8 protein-coding genes and 1 pseudogene are annotated in these 12,379 nt (G+C 67.9%); 5 read left to right on the top strand and 4 right to left on the bottom strand.

Annotated features, from left to right (window positions below):
* The first annotated feature begins 201 nt into the window (after positions 1-201).
* Positions 202-1,791, top strand: coding sequence for a hybrid sensor histidine kinase/response regulator (locus ACWPN7_RS07920; protein WP_492273232.1), 1,590 nt, complete (start codon positions 202-204; stop codon positions 1,789-1,791).
* A gap of 640 nt (positions 1,792-2,431) precedes the next feature.
* Positions 2,432-2,752: a helix-turn-helix domain-containing protein gene (locus ACWPN7_RS07915; protein ID WP_492273231.1), complete on the top strand. Its 321-nt coding sequence runs from the start codon at positions 2,432-2,434 to the stop codon at positions 2,750-2,752.
* A 153-nt stretch (positions 2,753-2,905) separates the two neighbouring features.
* On the opposite strand, the pseudogene gyrB reads toward ACWPN7_RS07915, so the two are convergent.
* The 4 genes and pseudogenes from gyrB to ACWPN7_RS07895 all read right to left on the bottom strand — a co-directional run bounded on the left by gyrB (position 2,906) and on the right by ACWPN7_RS07895 (position 9,085).
* Positions 2,906-5,390, bottom strand: a pseudogene (gene gyrB, locus ACWPN7_RS07910) (DNA topoisomerase (ATP-hydrolyzing) subunit B).
* A gap of 101 nt (positions 5,391-5,491) precedes the next feature.
* A complete protein-coding gene (recF, locus tag ACWPN7_RS07905) occupies positions 5,492-6,712 on the bottom strand; it encodes a DNA replication/repair protein RecF (RefSeq protein WP_207198054.1) in 1,221 nt (406 codons plus the stop codon).
* A gap of 98 nt (positions 6,713-6,810) precedes the next feature.
* Positions 6,811-7,941, bottom strand: a complete 1,131-nt coding sequence (dnaN, locus tag ACWPN7_RS07900; RefSeq protein WP_014197767.1) for a DNA polymerase III subunit beta — start codon at positions 7,939-7,941, stop codon at positions 6,811-6,813.
* Positions 7,942-8,203: 262 nt separating this feature from the next.
* On the bottom strand, positions 8,204-9,085 hold the full coding sequence (locus ACWPN7_RS07895; protein WP_200775271.1) for an SDR family oxidoreductase: 882 nt from the start codon (positions 9,083-9,085) through the stop codon (positions 8,204-8,206).
* Between the two features lie 52 nt (positions 9,086-9,137).
* Between ACWPN7_RS07895 and ACWPN7_RS07890 the strand changes: the two genes are divergently transcribed.
* The 3 genes from ACWPN7_RS07890 to feoB all read left to right on the top strand — a co-directional run bounded on the left by ACWPN7_RS07890 (position 9,138) and on the right by feoB (position 12,371).
* On the top strand, positions 9,138-9,968 hold the full coding sequence (locus tag ACWPN7_RS07890) for a tetratricopeptide repeat protein (protein WP_063922686.1): 831 nt from the start codon (positions 9,138-9,140) through the stop codon (positions 9,966-9,968).
* Between the two features lie 146 nt (positions 9,969-10,114).
* Positions 10,115-10,414 (top strand): FeoA family protein, encoded by a 300-nt coding sequence (locus tag ACWPN7_RS07885; protein WP_051658377.1) that lies wholly within the window; start codon positions 10,115-10,117, stop codon positions 10,412-10,414.
* A 67-nt stretch (positions 10,415-10,481) separates the two neighbouring features.
* Positions 10,482-12,371: a ferrous iron transporter B gene (gene feoB / locus ACWPN7_RS07880; protein ID WP_459197137.1), complete on the top strand. Its 1,890-nt coding sequence runs from the start codon at positions 10,482-10,484 to the stop codon at positions 12,369-12,371.
* The last annotated feature ends 8 nt before the right edge of the window (positions 12,372-12,379 follow it).

The following is a 12,379-nucleotide window of genomic DNA, read 5'->3' as shown; positions in this document are numbered from 1 at the left end:
CATTGGATGTGGTCTTCGACGGGCGTACCAAGTTTAGCCAACTGACCAGGAAACAGAGAGCAGATCAGGAAGAGCAAAAGTACACTGCCCCCAGTGTAGTGAGAAATGCTACGCCCTCCAGTGTTACACAGCTAGGGAGGACAAAATTTGGCCCCAAGCACTCCACCTCGGCCGGACAACGAGTCTGCGCGGCTCGATGCGTTGAAGAGATACGACGTCCTCGACACGCCAGCTGAGGAGGTTTTTGACCGGATCACCACTCTTGCTGCCCGCTATTTCGGCATGCCCATTGCTCTGGTCAGTTTGGTGGACGAAACTCGCCAGTGGTTCAAATCCCATTATGGGTTGGAGATATCATGTACGGAGCGCCGTCTGGCTTTCTGTGCCTACACCATTTTGGAAGAGCGGGTGATGGTGGTGCCCGACGCAATGGCCGACGAACGCTTCGCCAACAATGATCTTGTGACAGGCCCACCTCATATCCGTTTCTATGCTGGCGCTCCACTCGTCGCGGAAGACCGGCATCTGCTCGGAACCTTCACCGTGATCGATCAACAAACGCATTGGGATTTCGGCCCAGATCGGCAGGGTGACCTCGCCGATTTCGCCCATTTGGTCATGCACGAGTTGGAACGACGCCGCGCTCTGGCTCAAGCCGAAGCCGCACGGGCCGAGGCGCAGCGGGCCAACAGCGCCAAGACGCGGTTTCTCGCTGCGGCCAGCCACGATCTTCGCCAGCCTTTCCAAGCTATGGAATTGCTTACCGGTGTGCTCGCCCAGCGCTTGCATGAACAGGCGGACAACTTGGCGCTGCTGGAGCGCGTGCAAGAGGCGCTGCATTCCGGCCAAGGCCTTCTCCATGGTCTGCTCGACATCGCCACGCTGGAGGCCGGAACCGTCGAGCCGACCATATCGGAATTCCGGATGTGCAATGTGGTCAAACGGTTGGTCCGTGAGATGTCGGCTTTGGCGGAGCGGAAGGGGATCAACCTGGACGTCACCGAGTGTCGCCGATCGGTACGCAGCGATCCGCTGTTGCTCGAGCGCATTCTACGCAACCTGATCAGCAACGCCATAGCTCACACGGAGCGAGGGCGAGTGCTGGTCGGTTGCCGACTGTCCGGTGTCGTACTGCGGGTGGAAGTCTGGGACACCGGGCCTGGCATCCCGCCGGACCAAATCGATCTCATTTTCGAGGAGTTCTACCAGATCGGCAATCCGGAGCGGAACAGCCGCAAGGGTCTTGGTCTTGGCCTCGCCATCGTGCGCAAGACCGCGGGGTTGCTGGGCCATCACATTGGTGTAAAGTCCACGCTTGGAAAGGGGGCGATGTTTTTCGTCGAGGTGCCACTGGCACAGGCTGAAACTGAACCCGCTGAAACCAAGGAAGTGCAGACGCAGATTGATTTTGCCGGACGCACTATTGTCGTGATCGAGGATGAAGATTGGCAGCGTGGTGCGCTTTCCATGTTCCTGGAAAGTTTGGGCTGCCAAGTCATCGCTGCCAAATCGGCCACCGAGGCAGTCAGCCGTGTAAAAATGGAAGGCATTTTTCCTGATATCGTGGTGAGTGACTTTCGCCTCGCCGAACGAAAGACTGGGTTGGAAGCTATTTCCACCATCCGTCTAGCGGTTGGACAGCGTGTGCCGGCTGTGCTGGTCACTGGCGATACCGATCCACAGCGGCTGCGACAAGCGAAGCGGGGCGGGTATACGCTACTGCACAAACCTTTTCGTCCAGAGGATCTGAAACAAGCTTTGGCGAAAGCCTTCATTGAACGTCGCGGATAGATACAACGTCAGCCGTATGAATGCAGGTAAGCGGCTGCGGGAGCTTTCAATCACCCGGATGAACATGGAGGCAGGGCCGGGAACGGCGAAACCACCACCGATCAAAGCCCACCTGAGCGGTTCTGGGGCGCGACAAAACGCTAGTGACCGCTGGCTGGTCGGAGGCCGCGGAAGGCGACGAAAGCCGCACGAAACCAGCTGCGGGATGGATCTGGCGGCGGTGACAGCGGCTCTCGTTCGGAAAGGACCACTGGCAGATCAACGACATAGAAGCGAGCCAAAGGCCAACCGAGGACGCTTTTCGCATGAACTGCCCGCATTTCGCACGATCCGGTCTGCAAAACGGGGGCAGGCTGGGTGTCGAACCCCTTGGAACCCGGCTTTTCGCACGAACTACCCGACGGCGATAAGGTTCATCGATAAACCGACGATAGCCGTGATTATCGCAGCGTTATCAGGGCGCGCGCCCGGGCCATTCCGTGGTCCCGGAAGCAACCTCGCACGTTTCTAGCATAGCCAGTCTGTCGCGTCAGGGCGATCGGGGAGATTTCACCCGTGTGGGACGGAGGAAGGCGAATTTGAACACGAACGTGGTGTTGGGCGGCACCGGAATGGTGGGCGTGCGGCATCGGGCTGGACCTTGGCCGAACTGGTCGGCCCACAGCCGAGTGTTACGGGGCGCCCGTTGCTGGACAGAAAGCGAGGAGGCCTTTTCCAGAAGGAACTCGTGTTCGGCGCCGGAATGAGCGTGCCTTATCTCAGCGATTTGGAACGCGGCCGTTCCAATCCATCGCTTGCCATGGTGGTCGATTTGGCGCGTGCTCTGGCGACGCACCCGCCCGTCATGTTGGCCGGCTTGATCATCGAAAGGGGGCGCCGAGCCGCCGCGGCGCAAGCGTCTCAAGGACTGATGGGGCAGGGCGCCAGCCCCAGTTCCATGTGTGGAACGTGGGCTTTATGAAAAAGGGCGGACCCGGTTGGATCCACCCCATTCTGCGTCTGTTCTGTCAAGTTCCAGCTTCGCTTGATCTCAGCCTTTCTCAATCATTGAGTGAAACTTCTCAATCATAGAGTTAGGTTCCTCAAGCTTTGCGTTAAGGACCACAACACCTGTTTACACGTCCAGGTTGGCAACCTTGAGCGCGTTCTCCTGGATGAACTCGCGGCGCGGCTCGACGATGTCGCCCATCAGGGTGGAGAAGACCTCCTCCGCTTGGTCGGCGTGGTTGACCTTCACCTGCAACAGCGAGCGCTTGGTCGGGTCCAGCGTGGTTTCCCAGAGCTGGTCGGGGTTCATCTCGCCCAGGCCCTTGTAGCGCTGGATCGTCACGCCGCGGCGGCCCAACTCCATCACCGTGTCGAACAGGGCGACGGGGCCGGTCAGGCTGCGGCTCTCCTTCTGCTTCTCGAAGGCGCGGCCCGGCTCGGCGTAGACGCGCTTCAGGTCCGCCGCGATGGCGTCCAGCTTGCGCGCCTCGGCGCTCTTCAGCAGGTCGGCGTCCAGATGGTGGCGGTGGGTCACGCCGCGGCGCGTCCGCACCAGCGCGTAACCGCCCTGGAGCAGGCTCTCGCCGCGCCAGCCGCCTTCCACGTCCAGCGCGTTGAGCCGGGCGGCCACCGCCTCGGCCGCCTGCTGCGCCTGGGCGGTGTCCTGCGACAACGCAACCGACAGGGCGCCGCTCACCGCCGCCGATTCCACCACCGACAGGTTGCCGGCCTTGCGGGCCAGCGTCTCGATGTGCAGGCGGCCGCCGCGGGCCTGCTCGACCATCTCGCGCAGCGGTTCGCCGTTCAGCAGGGAGCCGTCGGCGGGGCGCACGGACAGGTCGCCCAGCGCCGCCTCGATCAGATACTCCTCAAGCGCCCGGTCGTCCTTCAGGTACCGCTCCTTCGCGTTGCCGCGCTTGATGCGGTAGAGCGGCGGCTGGGCGATGTAGAGGTAGCCGCGCTCGATCAACTCGGGCATCTGCCGGAAGAAGAAGGTCAGCAGGAGCGTGCGGATGTGGCTGCCGTCCACGTCCGCGTCGGTCATGATGATGATCTTGTGGTAGCGCGTTTTGTCCGGGTTGAACTCGTCGCGCCCGATGCCGGTGCCCAGCGCGGCGATCAGCGTGCCGATCTCGGCCGAGGACAGCATCTTGTCGAAGCGCGCCCGCTCCACGTTCAGGATCTTGCCGCGCAGCGGCAGGATGGCCTGGAACTGGCGCGACCGGCCCTGCTTGGCCGAGCCGCCCGCCGAATCGCCCTCCACGATGAAGAGTTCGGACAGCGCCGGGTCGCGCTCCTGGCAGTCGGCCAGCTTGCCGGGCAGGGAGGCGATGTCGAGCGCACCCTTGCGCCGGGTCAGCTCGCGCGCCTTGCGGGCGGCCTCACGGGCGGCGGCGGCCTCGACCACCTTCTGGACGACGCGCTTGGCGTCCGCCGGATGCTCCTCGAAATACTGGGCGAGGCATTCGCCGACCACCGCCTCGACCACCGGGCGGACTTCGGAGGAGACCAGCTTGTCCTTGGTCTGGCTGGAGAATTTCGGGTCGGGGACCTTCACCGACAACACGCAGGTCAGCCCCTCGCGCGCGTCGTCGCCGGAGAGGTTGACCTTCTCCTTCTTCGCGATGCCCGAACTCGTTGGCGTAGTTGTTGATCGCCCGAGTCAGCGCCGCGCGGAAGCCGGCGAGGTGGGTGCCGCCGTCCTTCTGCGGGATGTTGTTGGTGAAGCAGAGGGTCGTCTCGTGGTAGCTGTCGTTCCACTGGAGCGAGCATTCCACGGTGACCACGCCGCCATGCTCGGTCGGGCGTTCCGCCTTGATCGAGATCGCCGGCTTGTGCAGCGGCACCTTGGAGCGGTCGAGCCAGTTCACGAAGGCTTCCAGGCCACCTTCATAGTGCAGGTCCTGGACCTTCGGCTCCACCCCGCGGGCGTCGGTCAGCACCAGCCGCACGCCGGAGTTCAGGAAGGCCAGCTCGCGCAGCCGGTGCTCCAGCGTCGCGAAGTCGAATTCGGTGTTGGTGAAGGTGTCCTTGGACGGCAGGAAGGTGACCTCGGTGCCGGAGAGCGGCTTCTGCCCGCCGTTGCCGTCGTCCACCATCGGGGCCGGGCCGACGTCGGCCAGACGGGCATCGGCGACGCCATGGCGGAAGAGCATGAACCATTCGCGGCCGTTGCGCCAGATGCGCAGCTCCAGCGTCTCCGATAGGGCGTTCACCACCGACACGCCCACGCCGTGCAGGCCGCCCGACACCTTGTAGGAGTTCTGGTTGAACTTGCCGCCGGCGTGGAGCTGGGTCATCACGACCTCCGCCGCCGACACGCCCTCTTCGGAGTGGATGTCGGTGGGGATGCCGCGGCCGTTGTCGCGCACCGTGACCGACCCGTCGGCGTTGAGCTGCACCACGACCGCGTCGCAGTAGCCGGCCAGCGCCTCGTCGATCGCGTTGTCCACGACCTCGTAGACCATGTGGTGCAGTCCGGAACCGTCATCGGTGTCGCCGATGTACATGCCCGGACGCTTGCGCACGGCGTCCAGCCCGCGCAAGACGGTGATCGATTCCGCGCCGTAATCCTGCTGCGGGAGGTCGTTCTTCAGTGCTTCCTGTGCCATGGCTCGACTATAGCAGACTGCGTTGGGTTTCGGCGGAATACCGTACTTCGGTAGGTGATTTTCTGGGCGTTTCAGCCCTTTTTCGGGGGCCTTTTCAATCGCTAGGCCGGGGTCACGGTCGCATCCTCGATGTGGAAGCGCTTGGCCGCGCCGCCGAGCGGCCCGAAGACCGAATCGTCGGTGCCGGTCATCCAGGCCTGGGCGCCCAGCGCCAGGATCTCGTCGAACAGCGCCTCGCGCCGCTGCGGGTCCAGATGGGCGGCCACCTCGTCCAGCAGCAGCAGCGGGGCGGCCCCGCGCTCCGCCGCCAGAAGGCGGGCGTTGGCCAGCATGATGGCGATCAGCAGCGCCTTCTGCTCCCCGGTGGAGCAGAGCGCCGCCGCCATGTCCTTCTGGGCGTGGCGCACCGCGAGGTCGCTTTTGTGCGGCCCCAGCGTGGCCCCTCCGCCGTCCGAATCGGCGCGCCGGCTGTCGCGCAGCGAGCGGCGCAGCGCGTCCTCGGCGGCCAGCGCCGGACCGTCGTCGAGCCAGCGCTCGACCGTGCCCTGCACCGTCAGGTCGGCGCCGGGAAAGGGGCCGACGGCCCGCCCGCAGGCGGCGCGCAGCCGCTGCACCACGTCGCGGCGGGCGGCGGCAACGGCGACTCCGGTGGTCGCCATCTGGTCCTCCAGCCCGCTCAGCCAGCCTTCGTCGCCGTTCCAGCCGCGATGCCCTTCGCGCAGCAGGCGGGCGCGCTCGCGCAGGGCGTGCTCGTAGCGGCTGAGCCGGCCGGCGTGGGCGGGGTCGAAGCCGAAGACGAGTCGGTCGAGGAAGCGGCGGCGCCCGCTGGAGCCCTCCAGGAACAGCCGGTCCATCTGCGGGGTCAGCCAGACGACGGCAACATGCTCGGCCAGCACGGTCTGGCCCTTGGCGGGGTGACCGTCCACCCGGACGACGCGGCGGTCGCGCTCGGCGCCCGACGCCGCCTGGGGGCCGATCTCGCGGCCGGTGCCGATCTCCACCGGGCCGGTGGGGGTGTCCAGAACGGCGGCGACCGCCCAGCCGGCGCTGGTGCCATTGCCGGCGCTGCCGCCGATCCGCTCGACCTCCGACAGCTTGGCGCCGCGCAGGCCGCGTCCGGGGGCGAGGAAGCTGACCGCTTCGAGCAGGTTGGTCTTGCCGGCGCCGTTCGGCCCGGTCAGCACCACCGGGCGGTGGTCGGGTTCCAGGCGCGCACTGTCATAACCGCGGAAGCGGGTCAGGGTCAGGCGCGTCACCGCCAAAGCGGCCGGGGTGTCCACCACGGGGGCGGGGTAGGGCGAAGTCTGTCTGGCGTCGAGCAAAGCGTCCGATCCGGGATGCGGGGGCCGGGCCGCCGCACCCCGTCAGACACGGGGTCCGGAGCGCGTCGGCCCGAAAAGCGCCGATCCGTCCGGACCGGTCACACACGCATCGGCATCAACACGTAAAGGGCCGTGGAGTCGGCGACGTCGCGCACGATGGTCGGCGAGGCGGCGTCGGCCAGCGAGAAGCGCGCGCCCTCGCCCTCGATCTGCTGCGTGATATCAAGCAGATAGCGAGAGTTGAAGCCGATTTCCAGGGGGCCTTCCTGGTAATTGACCTCCAGCTCCTCGGTGGCGCTGCCGGCCTCGGGGCTGGTGGCGGACAGGGTCAGCGTGCCGCGGGTCAGCGACAGCTTCACGGCCCGGCTCTTCTCGGTGGAGATGGTGGCGACGCGGTCCACGGCGGCGGCGAACAGCTTGGCGTCCACCTCCATCGTCTTGTCGTTGCCGACCGGGATGACCCGCTCGTAATCCGGGAAGGTGCCGTCGATCAGCTTGGAGGTCACCACCACCGAATCGAAGGCGAAGCGGATCTTGTTGTCCGACAGCGACAGCTCGATGCGGTCGGCGGCCTCGTCGATCAGCTTGCGGATCTCGTTCACGGTCTTGCGCGGAACGATGACGCCGGGGATGCCGGCGGCCCCCTCCGGCAGCGGCATCTCGACCCGCGCCAGACGGTGGCCGTCGGTCGCCACGGCGCGCAGCACCGGCAGCTCGGCCCCGCCGGCCTTGGCCTTGGCGGCGTGCAGGTAGATGCCGTTGAGGTAGTAGCGCGTCTCTTCGGTCGAGATGGCGAAGCGGGTGCGGTCGACCAGCGCCCGCAGGTCGCCCGCCGTCAGGTCGAAGCGGTGCGGCAGGTCGCCGCCGGAGAGCTGCGGGAAATCGTCGACCGGCAGGCAGGACAGCTTGAACTGCGAGCGGCCGGCGCGCAGCGTCAGGATCGTGCCGTCGCCGCCGATGTCCAGCTCCACCTGGCTGCCGTCGGGCAGCTTGCGCACGATGTCGTACAGCGTGTGGGCCGGGGCGGTGGTGCCGCCCGCGCGGGTCACCGTGGCCGGGACCGTCTCGACGATCTCCAGGTCCATGTCGGTGGCGGCCAGCGACAGCTCGCCGTCGCTCGCCCGCAGCAGCACGTTGGACAGAATGGGGATGGTGTTCCTGCGCTCCACCACGCTCTGCACATGACCAAGGGACCGGAGAAGGGCGGCGCGTTCGATGATGATGTTCATGCTGGTCGTCGTCTCGGCAGGTCGTGTTTTTTGCGATTCGCAGGCGTACCCATGCCGGTCCGGCCGCAATCCAGCGGGCCGGAACGGGGGCGCATGATACCACAACGTCGGTTTTGCCGAACCAAATTCGTTCGGCGCGGTCAGGCGGTCGCCGGAAACGACGATTCCAGCCCATCCGGAGGCCCGTGACGCCCCCGCGGGGTGCCGCCGTAGGGGGAATGCGCCCAGGGCGGGAGGGCATGCGATTCGCGTCGCCGCGACTCTACCGCCCGCTCTCCGCCGCGAATTGCGCGTCCAGCCCGGCGCGGTAGTCGGGGTAGGTCAGTTCGACGCCGAGCTGGCGCTTGATGCGGTCGTTCTTCACCCGGCGGCAGTCGGCGTAGAAGCTGGCGGCCATCGGCGACAGCCCGGCCTCCTCGAAAGGCACCAGCGGCGGCGGCTCGACCCCCAGCAGGCCGCAGGCGTAGCTCACCACCTCGTGGGAAGGGGAGGGCAGGTCGTCGGCGACGTTGTAGACCGCGCCCAGCGTCGGCTTGTCCATCGAGGCGCGCAGCGTCGCCGCGATGTCCTCCACATGGATGCGGCTGAACACCTGTCCGGGCTTGTCCACCCGCCGGGCGGTGCCGTCGCGCACGTTGTCCAGCGCGCTGCGCCCCGGCCCGTAGATGCCGGCCAGCCGGAAGAGATGCATCGGCACGCCGTACTGGCGGTAGAGGTTCAGCCAGCCGCGCTCCGCCTCGACGCGGCGCTTCTGCCGCTCGCCGGTCGGGCGCAGCCACGCCGCCTCGCCCACCCATTCGCCCTTGGTGTCGCCGTAGACCCCAGTGGTGGAGAGGTAGCCGGCCCAGTCGAGCGTCCGCAGGTCCGCCAGATCCATGGCGTGCTGGTCGAGCACCGGGTCGCCCCGCTCGTCGGGAGGCACGCTGACCAGCAGGTGGGTGGTGCCGGCGAGCGCCGCGCGGGCGTCCTCCAGCGGGCGGCCCCGGTCGAACTGGAACGCTTCGATGCCCTGCGCCTCCAGGGTGGCGCGCTTGTCCTCGCCGCGGCAGGTGGCGGCGATCCGCCAGCCCTCGGCCTTCAGCCGGTCGGCGAACACGCGGGCGGTGAAGCCCAGGCCGAAGACGAACAGACGGGGTGAAGCCATGTCTTGCGGGGTCCTTGCGTCGGAAGCGGCAATGACGGAGTGTAAGGCCGCCATGAACCGACGCAACGCTTACCTCATCACGGCCGCGCTGGCGCTCCTTTCCGCCGGCCCCGCCTTCTCCATTCAGGCCTTTGCCGCTCCCGCCGTCGATCACAACCGGGAATTCCAGGCCTGCCTGACTCTCGCCGAAAAGCGCCCGGCCGAAGCGCTGGAGAGCGCGCAGACCTGGCTGAACCGCGGCGGCGGCGACCATGCCCGGCTGTGCCAGGCGCTGGCGCTGTTCCACAAGGGCGACTTCACCACCGCCGGGGCGCGGCTGGAGGAGCTGGCCCCGGTGCTGGGCAAGGACGACCCGAAGGCCGGGGCCTCGATCCTCGGACGGGCCGGCTGGGCGTGGCTGCGCGCCGGTGACAATGTGCGGGCGGAGCGGGCCTACAGCCGCGCCCTGGCGCTCCAGCCGGACGATGTGGATCTGCTGATCGACCGCGCCATCGCGCGGGCCGAGACGGAGCGCTTCTGGGACGCCGTGGCCGACCTGGACGCGGCGCTGAAGAAGGACCCGCGGCGGGCCGAGGCCTATCTCTACCGCGCCGCCGCCCACAAGGCGCTGGCCAACGACCGGCAGGCCGTCGCCGACATCGACCGCGCGCTGGAACTGCGCCCCGGCGATCCCGACGCCCTGCTGCTGCGCGCCACCATCAAGGCGCAGACCGGGAATCTGCCGGGCGCGCGGGAGGACTGGAGCCAGATCGTCCGCAACACGCCGAACAGCGCGGCGGCGAAGACGGCGCAGGCCAACCTCGACCGCTCCGCCAAAGCACCGGCGCCCGCACCGGCGGCCAAGGGCGACGCGAAGAGCGGTGCAGCCCCCGCAAAGCCCTAGTCGCAGTAGGGCCGATACGCTCATTTTACAAGGCTCCTGCGACATTTAGACGGCTGGACGAGTGCGAACGCTTCGCAGGATCATTCACGGCGAAGAGGGGCGGACAGGAACGCGCCCCCCACCTCCCGGTGCGATCAGGTGCAGCCATGAGCGGTCATCCCACCCCCGAAACGGGCCAGTCCCCCGGCGGACGGCATTTGGGCGAGTTGAAGAAGGGCGAGCGCGCCCGCGTGACCGGTGTCGATGAGCGGGGGGTCGTCACCACCCTTCCCGAAGGGGAGCTGGAGCGGCGCATGATCGAGATGGGGCTGGTCGAAGGCTCCCACGTCGAGGTCCTGCACGAAGCCTTTCCGGGCCGCGACCCCATCGCCATCCGGGTGAACGAGCACACGCTGGCGCTCCGCCGCGCCGAGGCGCGCGCCGTGCTGGTGGCGCCCGCCGCCTGACGCCCGCCATCGGACCCGCGGCGCCGCCACCCTCCTTCAAAGCGACCTCCTGCAAGGACATCCGGCCATGTCGGTCCTGGACTCCGCCCTGCCGCCGCGCATCGCGCTGGTCGGCAACCCGAACTGCGGCAAGACCGCCCTGTTCAACGCGCTCACCGGTTCCCGCCAGAAGGTGGCGAACTACCCCGGCGTCACCGTGGAACGGAAGATCGGGCATTTCGTCAGCCCGCTCGGCCGCCGGGTGCAGGTGATCGACCTGCCGGGCACCTACAGCCTGCGCGCCCGCTCCCCCGACGAGGAGGTGACCCGCGACGTCGTGCTGGGCCGCTTCTCGCACGAGGACAGCCCCGACCTGCTGGTCTGCGTCGCCGACGCCACCAACCTGCGCCTGAACCTGCGGCTGGTGGTGGAGCTGAAGCGGCTGGGCCGCCCGATCATCCTGGCGCTGAACATGATGGACGCGGCGGAGAAGCGCGGCTGCCGCATCGACGCGGCGGCCCTGTCCGCCGCCCTCGGCGTGCCGGTGGTGCCGACCGTCGCCATCCGCCGCGGCGGCGTCCAGCCGCTGCTGGAGCAGATCGACGGCGCCATGGCCATGGCGGCGGACGCGGCGGAGAACCCGGCACCCTGCGGCTGGAGCGAGCCTTCCTCGCGCGACCTGCGGGCCTACCACCAGGAGGTCGAGGGGTTGCTGGCCGGCTGTGTGGCCGACGCCGGCCTGCCGCCGCTGGCGACCCGGCGGGTGGACGCCGTGCTGCTGCACCCGGTGTTCGGGCTGGCCTTCCTGTTCCTCGTGCTGTTCCTGATGTTCCAGGCGGTGTTCGCCTGGGCCGAGGCGCCGATGACCCTGATCGACGGCGCGGTCAGCGGCCTCAAGGACTGGGTGGCCGCCACCCTGCCGGACGGCGCGTTGCGCAGCCTGCTGACCGACGGGATCATCGCCGGGGTGGGCAGCGTGGTCATCTTCCTGCCGCAGATCCTCGTGCTGTTCTTCTTCATCCTGGTGCTGGAGGCGACCGGCTATCTCGCCCGCGCCGCCTTCCTGCTGGACCGGCTGATGGGCGGGGTGGGGCTGCACGGGCGGGCCTTCATCCCGCTGCTGTCCAGCTTCGCCTGCGCGGTGCCCGGCGTCATGGCGGCGCGCACCATCGAAAACCGCGCCGACCGGCTGGCGACCATCATGATCGCCCCGCTGATGACCTGCTCGGCCCGGCTGCCGGTCTACACGCTGCTGATCGCGGCCTTCGTGCCGGACCGTCCGCTGCTGGGCGGGCTGGTCGGGCTGCCGGGGCTGGTGATGTTCGCGCTCTACGCCGCCGGCATCCTGGCGGCGCTGGCCGTCGCCTTCGTGCTGAAGGGCACGGTGTTCAAGGGGGCGCGCGAGCCGCTGCTGATGGAACTGCCGGCCTACCGCCTGCCCAACCCGCGCGACATCGCGCTGGGCCTGTTCGAGCGGGCCAAGGTCTTCCTGGCGCGTGCGGGCACGACGATCTTCGCGCTGATGATCGTCATGTGGTTCCTGGCGAGCTTCCCCGGCGCGCCGGAGGGGGCGACCGAGCCGGCCATCCAGTATTCCATCGCCGGCATGATCGGCCACGCGCTGGAACCGCTGCTGGCGCCCATCGGCTTCACCTGGCAGATCGCCGTGGCGCTGGTGCCGGGCATCGCGGCGCGCGAGGTGGCAGTCGGCGTGCTGGGCACGATCTACGCGCTGAGCGAGAGCGGCGACGCGCTGCAATCCTCGCTGGCCGGGGCGCTGGCCGCCTCCTGGAGCCTGCCGACCGCCCTGTCGCTGCTCGCCTGGTACGTCTTCGCCCCGCAATGCGTCGCCACCCTGTCGGTGGTGAAGCGGGAGACCAACGGCTGGTTCTGGCCGGCGGTGATGTTCGCCTACATGATCACGCTGGCCTACGGGGCGAGCTTCATCACCTACCGCGTCGCGTCTGCGCTGCTGTAAAGAGGGGG

It is taken from the genome of Azospirillum sp. UENF 312511 (assembly GCF_058780635.1).
This window is presented reverse-complemented; position numbering and strand designations above follow the sequence as displayed.